An 18,587-nucleotide genomic window follows, 5' to 3' on the forward strand; every position below is an offset into this window, starting at 1 on the left:
GTTCTTTGATCATTCCGATGATCTGTGCTTCTGTAAAACGGCTCTTTCGCATCTGTTTGCTCCATCAAGAGGTTGAGCAAACTCTACATTAAAGTGCGGGAGATTTCGGGGGGCAGGTCAGCATCTGTTTGCTCCATCAAGAGGTTGAGCAAACTCTACATTAAAGTGCGGGAGATTTCGGGGGGCAGGTCAATCGGAGTAGGGGCGGGCGGCTAAGTCTATACAAACCTTTGGGATTGTCAGTGGCGATCTCACCCACAGGAAAACTGACTGCTAGGAAGCGATAAGATGCCAGCGAGGCGATCAACAAGGTATCCGGCCGTAATGTCTATGCCAGCGGCATGCGCCGTTCTGCCATTGCGACAAACCAGCTGCAGCCGAAGGGAATGACCTCGTCATTGAACTCATAGGACGGGTTGTGAAGATCGGCACTGTCGCCATTGCCTATGAACAGATATGCCCCAGGGCGTTCCAGGAGCATCTCGGAAAAATCCTCGCCCCCCATGATTGGCTTCAGATCACGATGCGCTACACCAGAGACCTCGAGGGCAACCTCTGCGGCAAGATCCGCTTCCCGCGCGTGGTTCACCAGCGCAGGTGGGCCGGAGATATGGGTGACTTCAGCAACCGCGCCGTAGCCAGTTGCCGTGGCCGTCGCCAGCGCATCGATGCGGGCCCGCACCAGCTTCTGAACCCCGGGTTCGAACGTCCGAACCGTGCCCCGCATGTGAACGGAATCCGGGATTACATTGTATGTGTCGGTTTCTGTCCGAAAGCCGCAGACCGAGACCACCACGTTGTCGATGGGATCGATGTTGCGTGATGCGATGGATTGCAGGGCCACAACGATCTGCGACGCCACCAATGTTGTATCAACGCTCTTGTGCGGCATGGCACCATGGCCACCCTTTCCGCGCACGATGATCTCAAACTTGTCCGGAGAGGCCATCTGAGGCCCGCTGCGTACCGCAAATTCGCCGATGGGCATCCCCGGCATATTGTGCATGCCGTAGACTTCTTCGACACCCCATCGCTCCATCAACCCGGCATCGATCATCGCCCGCGCACCACCGCCACCTTCTTCGGCGGGCTGGAAGGCCAAGACTATCCTGCCGTCAAAATTCCGCGTCTCGGCCAGGTATTTCGCCGCGCCCAGGAGCATTGATGTGTGTCCGTCATGCCCGCAGGCGTGCATCTTCCCCGGAACGGTCGAGGCATGAGGCAAATTTGTTGCTTCCTGAATCGGAAGGGCGTCCATGTCTGCGCGAAACCCGATGGTTTTGCCCGAAGTGTTTGACTTGCCGTTGATCATAGCGACTACACCGGTTTCACCGAAGCCCGTCACAATCTCATCGCAGCCAAATTCCTTGAGTTTCGATGCCACAAGCGCCGCCGTTCGATGCTCCTGAAAACGCAATTCGGGATGGGCATGGATATCGCGCCGCCATGCTGAAACTTCTGGCAACATTTCGGCGAAGCGGTTCAAGACAGGCATCGGTTTCCTCCAGATGAGTGTTATTGCACTTTGGGACCAGGTGACAGCAGAGGCAAGATACCGTGCGCATCCGATCCAAAGGACGTTACCTCTCAAAGCATCCATTCTAGGTATGTGCGCGACATCAGAGATCCGGGTGCCAAATGCAGCCATAAAGTCATCTTGTAGGTCGGCCTTCACAGTCGTAGCAGGCATCGGCCATTAGGGACTGCGCGGCCATAACCGGGTACTGGCCGAACCGCAGAGATCAGAACTTACAGAACCTTCTGCCCTCACACGTAAAATCCGACTTTGCAGCGCCTGCTATCGCTCATTTTTATTTGGGTCCTGGCAGACCTCAATCGAATGGGCATCTTAGGCCACCATCTGAGCGGCTGTTTCGTCCGCACTGTGTGAGATCACGGCTTCAGAACATCGCAGTCGCAGTGAACGGCAGAAACAGCGGACTGCACCGCAGCACAAACCCTCAGCTGGTTGCGTAAACCGGCCAAGTTTGCAGAGGGCACTTCCTGCGCTTGGTGGACCTTCGTTCCCTAGGCAGAGTCAGTCAAGATGGGCTTTTTCCATACCCCGCAGGCGTCGCTGCATCGTATGGTATTCTGCCCGCGTCAACGTCGGGTTGTCTTGGATGTTATGACATCCGGCAAAATCAAGGAACGCGCGTCGGTTCTGCAAAGCAAGACGCAGAAACCTGTCCGCTTCGAAATCTCAGAAGGCACGCGGGCATGTCTCGACAGATGGATGCTAGACCCGCTGATGGTTGGCTCCGAATAACTCTGGCCAGGACGATTTCACGCGCTCCTCCATATCTCGACCCGCCAATATGCTCGGATCGTCCGCAACTGGGTTACATCGATAGGGTTGGAAGCAAGTGCCTATGGCACGCACTCGATGCGTCGCACCAAGGTGACACAGATCGACAAAAAGACTGGCAATCTGCGTGCCGTCCAGCTGCTGTTGGGACACACTAAGATGGACAGCACAGTTAGGTATCTGGGTGTTGATCTTGAGGATGCTCTTGCGATCGCAGAGGCGATTGAGATCTCGCAGACTGGGCCGTCTTCACGAACGGTCCTAACTGGACATTAGCCATGTGGGCATTTGGGATGCGCTTCTGCTAGGGTCGGCGCCGCCCGCATGACTGGATTCCCCGTGGCGGCCGGGAAGCTTTGGCTGGGAGGCCCCGTGAACAAGACCGAACCAAGTATGTCCAAACCGGGCACCGACACTGCGCTTTCTTCTTCTGATCCTCGTTCGAAGGCCGACATGACACAGCTATCGCATATGGTGTACGATGTCGCCCTCGACAATTCCCGCTGGGCCGAGATGATTGGCCGGATTGAAGCTCTCATGGCAGCGGGGGATGTGGCACGTGTTGAGAGTGCGGAGCAGCTGGAGGATCTGCGGCAGCATGTCGAGCGCGCCATGCAGATATCGGATCGTCTAAGTGCCGCGCGGGACGAAAGTGATCTTGGGCGCAAGCTTCTGGCCAGCCTGTCGTTGTCTTTTCAGCTTTTTGATAGCGATGGCCACGAACTGCCGCCGGAGTCGGTTTCTACCGATGCCACAGCGGGGAGTTTCACAGACGGGGACGATAGCGCAGGGCTGGCGCGAGATGTTCTTCCGCAAACGCTCCGCAGCCAATACGCTGCGACGCAGAACCCAATGCGTCTTGCCGGGGAAGGAGATGATCCGGCAGAGGAAATCCTGCTGGGGCCTGATCTGGTTCGAAAGCTCGGGTTGCCTGCGCGGGTAGTCTGGGCACGCCTGCGTCTGACACGGGACCCACAGCGTATTGCAGCCAACCTTGGTGCGACTTACGGCCTCACGGCGGGGCGGCGCAAGTTCCTTGGGGCCTTTCTTGAACATGCAGACCTGCGCAAGGCCGCAACGGCCGTTGACCTGAGCTATGAGAGTGCGCGCACCTACCTCAAGGATATCTGCCAGACGATCGGCTTGTCAGGACAGGCCGAACTGATCCGCGCTGCCTTGCAGAACCCGCTGTCGGTCATTGACGCGGATTTCTCTCAGACCGAACGATCTGCGGTGCGTTGCCAGATCGAACGCCCCGAGGGGGGCGTGATCGAGTATTTCGCGCTTGGCGCTGCGGGTGCCTATCCGATCATTCATTACGATGCACTGTCTGGGGTCGGTTTGGATGTGCTGCGTTTCCCGGAGGTGTTCGAGGCGGTGCTGAACCGCCTTGGTGCGCGGCTGATCGTTCCCTGTCGGCCGGGAACGTTCCGGTCGACCTTCATACGGCGCAAATCGGCCGCGGGGGATGCAGAGGATGTGCGTCTGTTGTGCGCGGCCCTCGGGATCGACCGGTTCGCGCTGATTAGCAATTCTTTTGGCGCGGTCAGTGCGCTCAATGTTGCTGCCGCGTTGCAGGACCGCTGTGACCGGGTTGTGCTGGCAGCGGTTCATAATCCCGACCGGGAGGCCGAGCGAAGCGCCGCCGGGAATTATCTCCACAAGATTTCCGCAGTGATTGGGCGCCGCTCTCCGCTGGTCTTGCGCTGGTTGATCCCATTCCTGTGCAAGTCGGTGATTCAGGACCCCGGCAAGTTCGCAGAAAAGGCCATCACCGAGGCGACGTGCGATCATGAAAAAGCGATCCTGCGGGCGCCGAGCTTGCTTAAGAGTGTGCAAGTGATGCTCGAAGAGCGCACGGCGTCGGGCTTTGACGGCGTCATCCAGGAACATCGTCACATCGGGCGCAACCTTGGTTTCGATCTGTCGGAGTTGCAGGTGCCGTTGCATCTGTTCCAGGGGGACTGTGATCGGATGAACCCGGTGGAAGGTGCGGTCGCCCTTGCGGAGAAAGCGCCGCACGCGACGCTTCATATCATCAAGGGGATGGGCCATTCGATGATCAAGGCCGAGTGGGATTGGCTGTTGGCTGCCGCTGCCGGTGCAGACTACGAGATCCCGGCAGCAGATCGCCGCGGACCACTGGCAGAGGCTCTGGCCCGTTAAATTACAGCGGGGTCCCCAAATGGGAATTGTTTGAAATTCAAGGCAAAATTAAAAACCTGCGAGTTTTGAAATTTTGCCTGAGTGAATTGATGACATATGCTTTCTATCTGAGAAACTACGCATCGCATGTGGCGATGGTCGCAATGTTGTGCGCGATGACCGGGGCGCAGGCTCTGGCTGGGCCAAAAGGCGGTGCAGTCACCTCGGGCAGTGCTCGGATTTCTTCAGGTGGCGGCGGGGTCACGACGATCCGTCAGAGAAGCAATCGGGCCGTTATAGACTGGCAGAGTTTTGACGTCGGAACGCAGGAGTCGGTTTCCTACCTCCAGCCGGGTCAGCATGCCGCCATCCTGAACCGCGTGACAGGCGGGGCAGGGGCTTCGCAGATCGACGGCAGTCTCACAGCGAACGGACAGGTGTTTGTGCTGAACCCGGATGGCGTGGTTATCGGTGAGACGGGCCGGATCGCATCGCGCGGGGGTTTCGTGGCGTCCACTCTGGATATCGAGGATTCTATGTTCATGCGCGGGGGCGATCTGCGCTTCAGCGGCGATGGCTCTGGCGCCGTCATCAATCGGGGTGTGATCGAAAGCGAGGCGGGTGACGTCGTTCTGGTCGCGCCGCGGATCGGAAACTTTGGCACCCTGAGAGCCAAGGCCGGAACTGCGGCGCTTGGCGCGGGGACCGCGGCATGGTTGCGGCCTGCGGATGACCAGATTCTGCACATTGATACAGGCCTGCAGATTGGCGGTCGCGGCGTAGACAATCAGGGCGTTATCAAGGCTGCGCAGGCAGAGCTGAAGGCCGCTGGCGGGTCGGTTTACGATCTTGCGATCAATCAGAGCGGAACCGTGCGTGCGACAGGCGTTGAGCGCAAGAATGGCCGTATCCTGCTGAGTTCGGGTGGTGGCTCCCTGGAGGTGTCAGGCACCCAGGAGGCCCGCAATCAGGATGGCTCCGGCGGCGAGATCTATGCCGGTGGTGGGTTCCAGGGGAGTGATGCCGCGATCGAGAATGCCGAAACGTTGACGGTGAGAGAGACGGCAGTCTTCGATGTGTCGGCCAGTGCCGGGGAAGCGGACGGTGGCAGGGTTATTCTGTGGTCTGACGGTCTGACCTCGTTTCAGGGCAGTATCAAAGCAACCGGCGGAGCCGATAGCGGTGACGGCGGGTTTGCCGAGGTCTCCGGGCTGGAGAGGCTGGATTTCAGGCCGTCCTCGGTGGATCTCAGTGCGGAAACGGGCAGCGCGGGTACTTTGCTTCTGGACCCGGACGATCTGTTGATTGTTGACGCGCGTATGCAGGGCGAAGCAGCCGTCGTCGACACGGGCAGCGGCACCGTCACCCCGGAGCCGGGCTCAGGCGTGTGGGATCCTGATTTTGCCGGATCCGAAGTATTGGCGGAAACTGTCGAGGGTCTGCTTGAGACAACCAATGTCGTCCTCCAGGCAAGCGGCAGCATCTTTGGTAGGGCCCCGGTCGAGACGACCGCTGGCAGTACCAACAACCTGACCCTGACAGCTGGACAAGACATTATCCTTGAGGAGATGATCAATCTTCAGCAGGGGGACCTGTCGCTGCTGGCCCAGGGCAGCATTCAAGGTCCTTCGGCCTTCCCCGGTTTCCCGGGGATTGGCGGTAACCCGATCACGGCCAACCGGATTTCCATCGGGGCCTCTGGCGGTGCGGGCCTTGCTTCTGTCGACCTGGGCTCGGTTGCTCTTTCCGCGCAGGCGGTCGACCTCGATTTCGGCACGGCGATTTCCGGTGACGTGAACCTCGGGAATGCAGCCAATACTATCGGCGAAGTCAATCTGCTGAACGCCGGGAGCGGGGGCTTCTCTGGCGCGTTGACGCTGGTGAATGATGGGAATGGGCTGACCGTCAACGGCAGCCTCGCTGGCACCGACCTGACCGGCCTGTCCATCGTGACGGATGGTGACCTCTCCCTTGGGGTGGACTTCGATCTCTCCGCTCCGACGTCCTCGGGTGCGCTGGATCTTGTGCTGGCCTCCACCAACGGCGACATCAAAAGTCAGGCGCCTGCAAGCGCCTTTGCCGGGCTGGATGCCGGTGCGAACCAACGCTTGCTGGCCTACTCTACCAACAAGTCCCAGACGAACCTCGCGACCGGTCTGTCTCTGACCGAGGTCACGCAGGAAAGCTATGCGTCCGCGCCGCCCTCGGGGTTGCCTGCGGATGGTACCAGCCGGATCTTTTACCTGTCGGGGCTGGGGCAGCTGACGCTGACGGCAGATGACGTCAGCCGCGCCTACGGGAGCGCGAATGGTGCGCTGACCTTTTCGGTCGAGGGTTTGGTCGGCAGCGACACCTTCGACGCGGTAACCACCGGGGCGCCCGCGTTGTCCGTCGCCGCAGATACCGAAAGCAATATTGGCAGCTACGAGATTTCGATTGGCCACGGTGATCTGGAGCTAACCTCTGCCACCTATACCGGTTTTTCCTTTGTGCCGGGTAAGCTGTCGGTGACACCGGCGGAGCTGATTGCCTCTCCGGTCACAACCACAGTGACATATGGGGACAATTTCCGCATTCCTGTGACCTTCACGGGTTTTCTTAATGGGGATACGGCGCGCAGTCTTGGTTTGCAGAATGCTGAAGCAGCGGTGCCGGGTGTGGGCGGCACGCCGGACGTTGGCCGATACGATGCGATCTTTGCTGCAGGAACTTTCGGAAATTACCGGTTCGTCGATAATGGCGCCACTGATGAGCTGGTTGTGACGCCGCGCCCGTTGACCATCCGCCTGCGCGACAGAAATCGCATTTATGGGGAAACCAATAGATTTCTCGATCCGACCTTCGAGGGGCTTGTACGGTCGTCCCATGAAGAGGATTTCACCGTCAGCCAAAGCACTGCTGCGACGGTGGCCAGCGATGTCGGCACCTACGCGATTTCTGGCGCGGCTTCGGCGGCGGGGAGCAGTGCGTCGAACTACGATGTGAGCATTGTACCGGGGCGCTTGAATATCACGCCTGCGCCGCTCAGCCTGGCGGTCGATGCGACCAGCCGGGAATACGGCGAGGACAATCCCGTCTTTTCCGCAACGCCCACTGCCGGGACCTATTGGCGCAATGGAGATGACGCGTCCGACGTCAATTTGAGCTTTGCAACGGATGCCGACCGCACATCGGATGTTGGCACCTATGGTGTGCGGGTCAGTGGTTCGGCCCGGAATTACACCATCGAACCGCGCCTCAGTGGCAGCGCGCTGACCATCACGCCCGCTCCGCTGACCATCACGGCTGAGAACCTGTCAAAGGAATATGGCGACCTCCTGGATGGCGCGGGGCTAAGCTTTGACGCCGTAGGGCTGAAACTGGAGGACCAAGTGGCAGACCTTGGTTCGTTGCAGGCAACTTCTGATGGGTTTGCAGCCGAAGCCGATGTGGTGACAGGTGGCTACGTGGTCAATATCACGGGGCTGTCCAATCCCAATTACAGACTAACCTCGGCAAATACGCCCACCCTGATGATCACCCCGGCTGAGCTGAACCTGAGCGTTGGCGATGCGTTCCGCACCTATGGCGACAGCGCGTTCGAGGTTTCCGGGACCACCGCTGTGGGCTTGCGGTCTTGGGACACTCTTGAGGATCTGGGGCTGTCCTATACGTCATCGATCACCGACAGCAGTCTTGATGCCGGGCAAAGCCGCCCGATTACCGCACAGCTTGGATCGGATGTGGTCAACTACACGTTGGCCGATGTGATACCAGGGACCGCGACCGTCACACGCCGGAAGGTTCGCGGCTATATCTCGCGCTTCCAAAGGTTCTTCGGCAACACCAGTACGCCGAACATGACGGTCTCTGGACTGGTGAATGGGGATACGCTGGAGGATATTGACGGCTTCAGCTTCGACGGCGTGCATGACGATGCCCTGACGGATGTGGGCACCTATACCGTCACCGGTTTGATTGAGGATAACAACTATGAACTGGCCAGCCCTGCGCGGGGCACTCTGACGATCATTCCGCGCCGTATCACGGCAATCGTACCGGAGCAGAGCCGGACCTATGGCGACGCAGACCCGGTGCAGGTTGAGATCGGCAACATGGCGCCGGGCCATACGCTGGAGGACGTCCTGAATAGCGGCGGGTTCGTCAGTGCAGGTGCGGATCCCCATGCCAATGTCGGCACCTATGAGGTCACGGGTCGTTTCCATAACGACAACTACGAGGTCCTGAGCCAGGTTATCGGCGATGTGAACGTACGGCCAGCGCCCCTGACCATCGATATGAGCGATGTGACCGTGGCCTACGCCGAGAGGCCGAATGCCACATACACGGTTGAGGGGCTGCAGAACGGCGAAACTCTGCAGAACCTCTTTGTCCAATATGGTCCGCAATACCTGCTCAGCGAGTTTTCCCTGCCGGACGGGCGCAAGGAAGATGTGGTGGCATTCAGCTATCAACCCGCAGTCCTTGCCAATGGCGAAAAGCCGATGGACAATTATTTCATCCGTGTCGACCGCGGCGCGATGGAGGTCACCAAGCGGCAGATCTACATCTCCGCCCATGACATCCTGCGAGAGCTGGCCGCGGACTACCAGCGCGAAGAGCTCTACCCCGGTCTCGTTTATGAAGGCGGCACGCTGGTCGGCGGGCGGCTGGTGAACGGCAACGGCCTGGGCCTGGCCTATATCGGCGACGAGACGCTCAGCGTGATCCCCGGCAACAACGTTGCGGATGTGCTTCAGGTGGTGGTGACCCTGGACGGGCGGACCGAGGACCCGGATGCGGATCGCAAGTACGACATCACCTATGTCGGAGAGCTGGGCGACGTGATCACCAAGAACAATCAGATCATCGAACTCATCGAAATCGACACCGAGGTGGAATCGACCACGACCAGCGTCGTGATGGACAACTTCATCGCCACCAACGACCAGGGACAGATCGTCGACCCCGAGGCCTGCGAGTCCCTTGGCAAGGTCATGGTGGACGAGGTCTGCGACCTCAGCCACGTCGAATACACGCTGACCAAGGCACCCGACGTGGTTTCGCCCCTGACGGCGGGCCTGATGGACGATCTGACGACCGAGCCCTCGGATACCCTGGTTGAGGTCTTCTCGAACTACCTGATCGGCGGTATCCAGACAGGCGCTCTGAGCACCGACATGATCTACCTGATCGACGACCTGCGCAACGGCAGGATCAGCGGCGACGCCTTTATGGCGCGGGCGCTGGCCGAACCCGGGGCAGGCAGCGTGCTGATGGAGGCGATGGACGGCTACATTCAGGCGCTGGTCAATGCCGATCCCGGCAGCCTGACCGAGGCCGAAACCCTGCTGCGCGGGCGCTACGAATACCGGGCGCGTCGCATGGCCAACCAGATGTACTGGGACCTGGTCGCGGCCAAGGAACAGGATGACGCCCGGCGCGCCTCGGAGGACGCTACCCTGGGCGGGCTGGTCGCCAAGGCTCCGGCTGGCTACGTGCTGGACGGCGTGCTGGGCAATTACACCCGCGATCTGGGCGACCAGATGCTGGCGATCAGCGGCGGGGCAAGTGTCGCAGGCTTCGCCGGCGGCGCGGCTGCCGTGCCGATCGCCTATGTCGCCCATACGGCGGCACAGGCAGCGCCCCTGGGGGCGATCATCACGAGCAATGCTTCGAGCAAAGCAGCTGTCGTTGCGGCCAACCTCGCCCTCAACAAGATGTCGGCGGTGTTCGGCAGCACCGTCACTGCTTCGACAGCGGGCGTGGCCGGTGGGATCTTCCTGACCGCGGCCATCATCGGCGTGCAAAGCGGCATCGCCCAATCCGAAGCCGCCAACCGCGAGGCGGAACTGGCCTTCTTCATGGAGCGCCTGCACCCCGACAACTTCTCTCCGGGCAACGTGCCGCCCGCGATGCATGCCCTGATCATGAGCGAACTGGCCACCGGCGCCACGCTGGGCGGGAACTGAGACCAATGAAAATGACCAAGACCCCGGGCCTTATGGCCCTCCTTTACGGTGCGCTGCTAGCCCTTGTGCCCGCGCCGCCCGTCACGGCGCAGCAAGGCCCCGCAGCGCAGCTTGCGGCCTTATCAGGCGAAGAGGCCCTGTTGCCCCGACTCAACGGCCTGGCCCTGGTGGCCCGTGCGCCGGGCACCACCGCCAGCCGCCAGGCCGGAGTGCAAATCTCTCAGCGGCTCGAGGCGCCCGACGAGGCCGCCCTGGCCGCGCGCCTGCAAGGCGCCATCGGCCGCCCCGCCTCGCTGGAAAGCCTCCACAGGCTGGTGGCCTATGTCCGGCTGCACTTCCGGGAGGCGGGTTATCCCTTCACACTGGTGACCTTGCCGGAACAGGACATCACCCATGGCACCGTGGCGATCCTGGTTCAGCCCTCTCGGCTTGCGCAGGCGCCGACGGTGGACGGTGCCGAGTATTTCAAAGCCGAAGACTATCGCCGCGCCATACGCGTGCAACCCGGACAGACCATCAATGCCGAGATCCTGGAAGCGGATGTCGCGCTGCTGAATGCCAACCCCTATCGTGATGTGCGGCTCGTCTCGTCGCCGGGCCAGGAGCCCGCCACCACGGCGCTCACCTTGGTGACGCAAGAGCAGCGACCCTATGACTTCACGCTTGGGTTCAGCACGGACGTTTTTGATGGTGAAACGAGTACGAACCTGAATGGCAGCGCGGTTTTCGGGAATGTGCTGGGGAGAGGAGATGTGCTGCGGTACGATCTGGGTGCGGATCCGGACAACTCCACCTCCATCGCTCATACGCTGACATTCAGCCATTTCCTGCGGGGCGGGCGAAGGCTCCAGGCATCGGCCTATTACACCAAGCCAAAAAACGAGTTTTCTGGGGTTTTCCGTCAGGTCCAGTCGACTGCGCGCTTTGGCCTGACCTATCACGCGCCAGGCCTTGGCACGAATGCCGGAGAGCAGCAGGACTGGTATGTCGGCGTTGAGGTCTCCAGCGAGGAATACGAGCTGCAATTCGCGGGCATTCCAGTTTCGCGAACGGATGTGGACCTGGCCTATCTAAAGGCTGGTTGGAGCCGCGCGCGGAGGCTCGAGCGGGTGCAGCGCAGCTACGGGGTGGATCTTCTGCTCAGCCCCGGTGACTTTAGTGGCGGAAATTCCGACGCCCGGTTCAATGCCGCAAGGTCAGGGGCCACAGCTGACTATGCCATCCTGCGGCCGCGGTTCTCGCAGTCAATGGCGCTTCCGGTGGGTGGGACATGGTCGATTGCGGCGCGTGGACAGATAGCGACAGGCAAACTGTTGCAGTCACAGCAATTTAACGCGGTGTCAGGCAACGCAGTTAGGTTTGGCGATGTTTCTGTCTATGGCGATCATGGGCTCACGCTGCAAAACACCCTGACTGTTTCTGACTGGACCTTCGGCAACTGGCGCTTCACACCGCAGCTAATGGGTGATGTCGCCGCAGTCCGCTGGACCGGAAACAGCACCGGCGCATTGCGGAATACGCGACTGGCGGTTGGCCTTGGGGCAGGGATCAACGCCGATATTTCGGGACGCGCAACTCTGTCGCTGAATGCAGGGAGATTGTGGTGGCAAACCACCAATGAATCGCGCAGCGAGTTTGCCCTAACGTTCAGTTTGAGTGTCGGGCTTTGAGCGCGGGAAAGCGCCGGTGGTCGGCCCCACCTGAGTGGTCCAGCTTAACCGTTAGTGCATGATCAGTCTTGGGTCCATCGGTACGATGGTTTCCTGGGCTGGAGGGCGGTAGCCCAAAGCACTGTGTGGTTGTTTCGTGTTGTAGTGTTTCCTCCACTGTTGATCAGCGGTCTCCGCTTCCCGGAGGCTGTAGAAGACTTCCCCGTTCAGCAGTTCATCCATTGCCCCGCAGGCGCATGCAACGCATGCTGCCGAGAGGGGCGGAACCGGGCGTTGAAGCTTTCGCAGTAGCCATTCTCCCAGGGTGACCCGGGTTCGATGTAAGCGGTCTTGGCGCCGACGGCCTTGATCCAATCCTGGACGGCCTGAGCTACGAACTCAGGGCCTTTGTCGGACCGGATGTAAACCGGGACGCCTCGCATAATGAACAGATCGCTCAAGGCGTCGATCACGTCACCCGAGTTCAGCTTGCGTTTCACCTTGATCGCCAAGCACTCCCGGCTGTGCTCGTCTAGGATGTTGAGCGTCCGGAAGACCTTTCCATCATCGGTCCGGCAATGAACAAAGTCATAGCTCCAGACGTGGTTGCGATACTCGGGGCGCAGCCGGACACATGATCCGTTATTCAGCCAGATCCGTCCCTTCTTCGGTTGTTTCATTGGCACCTTTAGCCCCTCTCGCCGCCATAGGCGCTCGACGCGCTTGTCGTTCACCTCCCAGCCCGCATCTCTCAGCAGAGCCGCGATGCGACGATAGCCGTAACGGCCGAACTGGCGTGCCAGCTCAATCATGTCCGCGACCAGCCGTGCTTCGTCGGCCCGGCCTTGCGGCACCTTCCTCTGCGTGGATCGGTGCTGCCCCAGGACACGACAGGCGCGCCGCTCGGACAGCCGGAACCGGGTGCGGACGTGATTGATGCAGGCACGGCGGCGAGCGGGGCTCAGTAGTTTCCCTTTGCTGCCTCTGCCAGGATCAGCTTGTCCAGCGTCAGATCCGAGACGGCCTTTCTAATCCGTTCGTTCTCCTTCTGGAGGCGTTTGAGTTCCCTGAGCTGGTCGGTTCCCATACCGCCATATTGCTTGCGCCAGCGATAATAGGTTTGCTCAGTTATGCGAACTTCGCGGATCGCATCCACGCGTGTCGCGCCCTGTCCGACAAGTACCTCAACCTGCCGCAGCTTCGTGACAATCTCTTCTGGCTTGTGTCGTTTCGTAGCCATTCTGGCCCTCCGTTTTCCTAAACATAACGGCGGACCACTTCAGTGGGGGAAGACCAGGTATGGAGTTGATACTTGCAGTCTGTGACCCTGACGCCGTATAGGGCGGAGAAGAGGACTACGTTTCTCGCTATGTCTCAACGGTAGTGAAACGCGCCCTGACGAGCACGGATACTGAATACATCGCTGTCTTTTTATCTGTTGGCACGGTCGACAAGAGATGCGTTGAAAGCATACTGGGCTGACCGGTTGGGGCTCCAAGCGGACCAGCGGCAATGCGGCGTGTGATTTTGCGCGAAACACTCTGTCACCCGCCCTGGTCAGTCACACCGGGGCCCGCTCCCAGCCCAAAGTGACCGATGCGAAGCGAGGTTGGCTCTCGTTGCCGCACATGCACAAATCGCGCCTCGACTTCCCGGAACCGGACATTCAAGCTGTCAAACGCGGCATTTTGCCCTCAATGTCGGCAGTGGAGCCCAGTCTACCGCTTTTTCATCTGGCGAGGCGAGGAACCTAGCAGATGGTTGTCAGAAGTGGTTCATGACTGACGCAGTCCCATACGGGATCATCAGACCACCCCTTCGGCGTCTCGGTTGACAAGACGGAACTGGCGCGGCGTGACATTTGCCGTGCGCAGGAAATCACGCTGGAAATGGGCCTGGTCGGCGTAGCCACAGCAATAGCCGATCTCGGCAAGGCTGGTATCGGTTTCCACGAGGTATATGGCAGCCGCCTTCATCCGCGCGCGCCGAAGCACGCGCGAATAGCTTTGGGATTCACCAAGGAGGCGCCGCTGCATAGATCGTTCGGACAGGGCAAGCAGCTTGGCTGCATCGGAGCTTTTCCAGGAACGGCCGAGATCGGTTTCGAACAATGCGGCAAGACGATCAGATAGGCGCGCGTCGCCCGCGCCGGGCAAGGTCGGCGATCCTTGGTCGCTGGGGCCGTTCAACGCAGTCCAGGTGATGTGGCAGCGCGCTGTCTCCGTTGCCGGTGCGAATGTGGCATCGCGCAGGTCGTGCGGCCTTAAGGATTTTCCGCCAATTTCCAACCGGCACTCCTGCGCACCGATGGCCATGACTAGGCCGAGAAGAAGCCCGGCGATCAGGCAGTTTTCTCCTGCCGTCGCAGGGCAGTCCCGGCTGGTACGCGCACACAGAAAAGCGTTGGAATGCGTTTCGATCCAGGTATTGTGAGAGGAATGGTAGTAGCGCTCAAGGCGCATGAACTTTTCGGCCAGCACCCGTGGAGTTGCCGAGCGTCTCATGACGGTAAGGGCCGGGGTTTCCGCTGCAGTATCAAGGTACTGTCCGACGCTAAGCAGCAATCCCGGACCGTGGCGCTCCATAACGCGCTGCACGAGCGATTGCTTTTGGCCGACATCAGCCAAGGCACCTCTCATCGGGTCGGCAATGGTGGCGCCTTCAAGAAGCTCGGGGGCCTGATCAGCGATGGCTTGAGCCAGAAGAGCGACCAGCCCGGAGTAGGTAAACTTTTCCATTTCGACCTGGTCCTGTGTCAGAGTATCCAGCGCCATTCTATCATCGTTGCACCGGAGATTATTGAACAATCCCGCCAAGGTTTGCGGCTGTGTGTTTTCGCGGGTGATGGCGCAATACTTCAATAAATCCAGACACCCGATAGCGAGAGTCTTGTCCATTCACATCGAAAGGGCACACGATGCAGTATATTCGGAAATCCATTGTCGTAACCGGCGCCAGCCGTGGAATCGGAGCCGCGCTGGTGAATGCCTATGCCGCGCAGGGCGACGAGGTGATTGCCGTCGCGCGGTCGCTTCCCAAGGCAAGTAGGAGTAATATCCAGCCGCTCGCCGCCGACCTTGCCACCGACGCGGGGATTGCTCGCCTAGTCAGGGCGATCGAGGAATGGGGGCAGGGCGTTGACATCCTGATCAACAATGCGGGTATCCAGAACGAGATCGCGCTGACAGGTTTCATTGAGCCGGCAACCATCGACACGGAGATTGCCCTGAACCTTGCAAGTCCGATCAAGCTGAGCCTGGCGCTCATGCCCTTCCTGCGGGGAGCGGGCAGCACGGTGGTCAACGTCACCTCGCTGGTGGCATTGCACCCCAAGCCCTCGGCCCCGGTCTATTCGGCGACGAAAGCGGGTCTGTCCTCATTCACCCGCGCCCTGCGACATCAGATGAGCGGCAAAGGCATCGCGGTGGTCGAAGTGATCCCTCCAGTCGTCGCCACCGACATGACCGCGGGCCGGGGCCACGGCAAGCTCTCTCCCGAGGACATGGCTGCCGCCATCATCGCCGGTGTTGCGCAGGGCGCGACGCTGGTAGCGCCGGGCAAGTCGAGGCTCGTGATGCGGCTCAATCGCTTTCTGCCCGGTCTCGTTGCGAGGTTCCTCGCCAAGGTGTGAGTACCGGCCCTGCCATTCTCTTCGGCATTTGGCGGAATTTTTCAATAATCCGGACCGCCCGGCAGGCTAACAGACCATATCGAATCCAACCAAGGGAAATAATATTGACATGTTGAAACCCATCATTGCATCGCTCTCAATTACCAGTGCCGCCCTCCCACTGCAGGCCGACACGACCAAGAGCCTTACCCGCCTTGAAATCAACACCTCGATCGACATTCCGGCACCCGCCGATGTGATCTGGGACATCTTGGCCGACACCGACGCCTATCCTGAGTGGAACCCATATCACGTTCGCGTCGAGGGCGAGATGAAGATCGGCCAGAATCTTGCAGTTCACGTCGAGAAGCCCAACGGAACCGCAGTGACTGTGAACCCGCGCCTGATGGAATACGATCGAGGCAAGAGTCTGGTGTGGGGTGGCGGCCCGGTCGGCATCTTTCGCGGCGTTCACCGTTTTGATCTGGAAAGCCTGTCCCCCACCTGCGCGCGACTGCACCATACCGAGGTGTTTTCCGGCCTGTTCATCTCCTTCGCCGAGTTGGATGCGATCGAGCCGGGTTATGTGCTGATGAACGAGGCCCTCAAGGAGCGCGTCGCGGCGCTGCGCGACAACGGGAATGGCTGCTGAACACGGCGAGGCCTCAATGCGCAGAAAACGGCTTAGAACCTGAGACAACCCGTGATTGGCCGCACATATCAAAGTCCGGTCTGTCCGCACACCGGGCCTTGAGTCGTGTCGGCAAAGCTGCACATGGGGGCGAATGTCCGCTAAGAGCCCAAATACGACCTTCCAGAAGGGCGCAGCGCAGGCTCTGCTGCAGGCGCGAGAGGTTTCCTAAGAGCGGACCTTCGGCTCCGCTCAGCTGACCAGGGCGATGCTGCAATCAGTGCAGAAGTCAGCGAAGCGCAGATAGTGACATTTGCAAAGTCGCGGGATTTGGCAGCTGGGCGGCGTTCACATGCTGCATGAGCAATGGAAAGAGCAGACCTTCGCCGCAAGTGCAGTCTGCAAATATCATTTGACGGAAGGCAAGCGGGACTTTCCAGACCATGCAGGGAGACATCCAATATTTTGCGAATGACCCAAACTGGCCGTTACTCAACGGCGCCATGGATGGCTGCATAGCTGTTTACTTCGTGACCAGTCGGTTTACTGATCCCTGAAGTAAGCCCAGGCATCCACTTCGGTTCCGTCCGCGAGAATGCAGACGCCGGTTTCTGAACCGTCATCGGCGCGGCGGATCTCATAAGTGCCGCCTTTGTCGACACAGTAGACCGCGGCGGGATTGGAAAGGCCGGTTGCTCCCGGTTGCTCGCCATTAGCCTCATCCTGCGAACAGCCGGTCATCGTTGCGCCGACCGCGATGAACAAGACAGCCAGTACTTTGCGTTCAACATTCATATGCGCTCCCTCGCAGATTTGGATCAATGCACGCCATGGGCGACCGTCAGCGCATGATGGAGGGCGGCCTCCGTGAATTCCTGTTTGACTTGCGGTCCTCCCGGCAGTTCGAGCGAGGCCTTCCGCTCTGGCTCTCCTGCGGGAAGCATGCGCCCTTCCATGACCGTGCCCCAGACGCCGATATTGCGGATTTCCATTGCATCGACCGAAAGAGGATTCGCATCGAGGATCGTCAGGTTCGCACGCTTGCCGGGGGAAATGGTCCCGATCTCGTCTTCCAGCTTCAGCGAATAGGCAGCCTCGATGGTGACGCCGCGCAGCGCCTCCTCGACCGTCACCCGCTGATCGGAGCCAGCGACGCGGCCCGAGGTGGTGAGACGGTTCACCGCGCACCACATCAGGAACAACGGATCCGCCGGCGCCATCGGCATGTCGGAATGAAGCGACCACCGGACACCCGCGCGCGAGAGGTCGCCGAGACGCACCATCTCGTTCGCGCGTTCGGGGCCGAGCCCGACCTCGCCATACTGATCGGACAACGCCGTGACATAGTAGGGATTGCCGCTGACGATCGCTCCGAGCTTTCTGATGCGGGACACCTGGTCGGCGCCGCTCACCGCGAAATGGGCGATCACCGTGCGGTGGTCATAGCGCGGGTTGCGCCGCAGGTTGGCCTCGAGCGTGTCAAGGACGCGGTTGAGGCCCTCGTCGCCGTTCACGTGAATGTGGATCTGGTACCCCGCATCCCAGTAAATGCGGAAGGCGCGCTCGAAGACGTCCCTGTCCATCATCCACTCGCCGCTGTGACCGTCCAGGTAGGGCTCGCGCACCTGCATGCGTTGGGAATAGATCGCCCCATCCGCGAACAGCTTCGCTTGCCTGGACGTCGTGCTAGTCATGCCGCCGTACCAGGAGGCGAGCTTTTCGGTCTCGGCGATGACCTGTGCGTCATCGTCGTACATCCCGACGAGGCTCTTGCCGTCGGGCATGAAGGACCAGCGGAATGGCATGTCGGGGCTGGAGAAGACAGCATTCACACCGTCCTGCACCGGCCTGGAAAGGATGCCCCCGGGCTCGTTGCCGATCGTGATGCCCTTCGAATGCATGTAGTCCCTTACGATTTCCAGCCCCGCCTGAAGCCGTTCGGGACTGGCAGCCATGGTGGCGATGTACGGCAGAACGGCGAACATCCCCTGTTCCCAGAAATGGCCGTCCTCGAAGCTGCTCTGCTCCCCGGCCGAGGCGGAAAAGGCGTCGTATGCCTCCTGCGTGAGACCGCCGCGTTCCAACGTGGCGGTGTTGAGGAAGAACTGCGTGGCAGGAACGCCCCCAGACGAGGATCGGCCGGGTCGTGCTGATAGCATCGAGTTCGGCCCGCGTCAGAGGTCCGTAAAAGGAAGGATGGTAGCCCCAGGTCAGTACGGGTTCGTCGGGATCGGACCGCGCGGCCACGGCGGCTGTCAGCCGGTCGATGAAGTCCTGCTTGTCCTTCACGGCA

The 18,587-nt window shown here is 60.3% G+C and carries 9 protein-coding genes and 2 pseudogenes; 6 read left to right on the forward strand and 5 right to left on the reverse strand.

Annotated elements, in window-relative coordinates:
- Positions 1–328: 328 nt before the first annotated feature.
- Positions 329–1,495, reverse strand: coding sequence for a M20 aminoacylase family protein (locus tag SM766_RS18025; RefSeq protein ID WP_368948732.1), 1,167 nt, complete (start codon positions 1,493–1,495; stop codon positions 329–331).
- A 621-nt stretch (positions 1,496–2,116) separates the two neighbouring features.
- Here SM766_RS18025 and SM766_RS18030 point away from each other — a divergent pair.
- The 4 genes and pseudogenes from SM766_RS18030 to SM766_RS18045 all read left to right on the forward strand — a co-directional run.
- Positions 2,117–2,584, forward strand: a pseudogene (locus tag SM766_RS18030) (tyrosine-type recombinase/integrase); the annotation flags it as partial.
- A gap of 177 nt (positions 2,585–2,761) precedes the next feature.
- Positions 2,762–4,474: a bifunctional helix-turn-helix transcriptional regulator/alpha/beta hydrolase gene (locus SM766_RS18035; RefSeq protein WP_368948667.1), complete on the forward strand. Its 1,713-nt coding sequence runs from the start codon at positions 2,762–2,764 to the stop codon at positions 4,472–4,474.
- An 89-nt stretch (positions 4,475–4,563) separates the two neighbouring features.
- Complete coding sequence (locus SM766_RS18040) at positions 4,564–10,404, forward strand: MBG domain-containing protein (RefSeq protein WP_368948668.1); 5,841 nt, start codon at positions 4,564–4,566, stop codon at positions 10,402–10,404.
- A gap of 5 nt (positions 10,405–10,409) precedes the next feature.
- Positions 10,410–12,074: a ShlB/FhaC/HecB family hemolysin secretion/activation protein gene (locus SM766_RS18045; RefSeq protein ID WP_368948669.1), complete on the forward strand. Its 1,665-nt coding sequence runs from the start codon at positions 10,410–10,412 to the stop codon at positions 12,072–12,074.
- A gap of 51 nt (positions 12,075–12,125) precedes the next feature.
- Here SM766_RS18045 and SM766_RS18050 read toward each other — a convergent pair.
- Together SM766_RS18050 and SM766_RS18055 are read right to left on the reverse strand one after the other, a co-directional pair.
- Positions 12,126–13,293: pseudogene (locus SM766_RS18050) on the reverse strand (IS3 family transposase).
- 565 nt (positions 13,294–13,858) lie between these two features.
- Positions 13,859–14,950: a helix-turn-helix transcriptional regulator gene (locus SM766_RS18055; protein ID WP_368948670.1), complete on the reverse strand. Its 1,092-nt coding sequence runs from the start codon at positions 14,948–14,950 to the stop codon at positions 13,859–13,861.
- A 20-nt stretch (positions 14,951–14,970) separates the two neighbouring features.
- On the opposite strand from SM766_RS18055, the gene SM766_RS18060 reads away from it, so the two are divergent.
- Together SM766_RS18060 and SM766_RS18065 are read left to right on the forward strand one after the other, a co-directional pair.
- The gene (locus SM766_RS18060; RefSeq protein WP_368948671.1) at positions 14,971–15,684 is read left to right on the forward strand and encodes an SDR family NAD(P)-dependent oxidoreductase; all 714 of its coding nucleotides are present in this window, start codon (positions 14,971–14,973) and stop codon (positions 15,682–15,684) included.
- Positions 15,685–15,793: 109 nt separating this feature from the next.
- Positions 15,794–16,315 carry an SRPBCC family protein gene (locus tag SM766_RS18065; protein WP_368948673.1) on the forward strand — a complete coding sequence of 174 codons (522 nt, stop codon included), beginning with the start codon at positions 15,794–15,796 and terminating at the stop codon, positions 16,313–16,315.
- 522 nt (positions 16,316–16,837) lie between these two features.
- Here the strand turns inward: SM766_RS18065 and SM766_RS18070 are convergent.
- A complete protein-coding gene (locus tag SM766_RS18070; RefSeq protein ID WP_274838742.1) occupies positions 16,838–17,089 on the reverse strand; it encodes a putative hemolysin in 252 nt (83 codons plus the stop codon).
- 23 nt (positions 17,090–17,112) lie between these two features.
- Positions 17,113–18,453: an amidohydrolase gene (locus SM766_RS18075; protein WP_368948674.1), complete on the reverse strand. Its 1,341-nt coding sequence runs from the start codon at positions 18,451–18,453 to the stop codon at positions 17,113–17,115.
- Positions 18,454–18,587: the final 134 nt, after the last annotated feature.

This window comes from Pseudophaeobacter sp. A-200-2 (genome assembly GCF_041008815.1).
Classification (GTDB): domain Bacteria; phylum Pseudomonadota; class Alphaproteobacteria; order Rhodobacterales; family Rhodobacteraceae; genus Phycobacter; species Phycobacter gallaeciensis_A.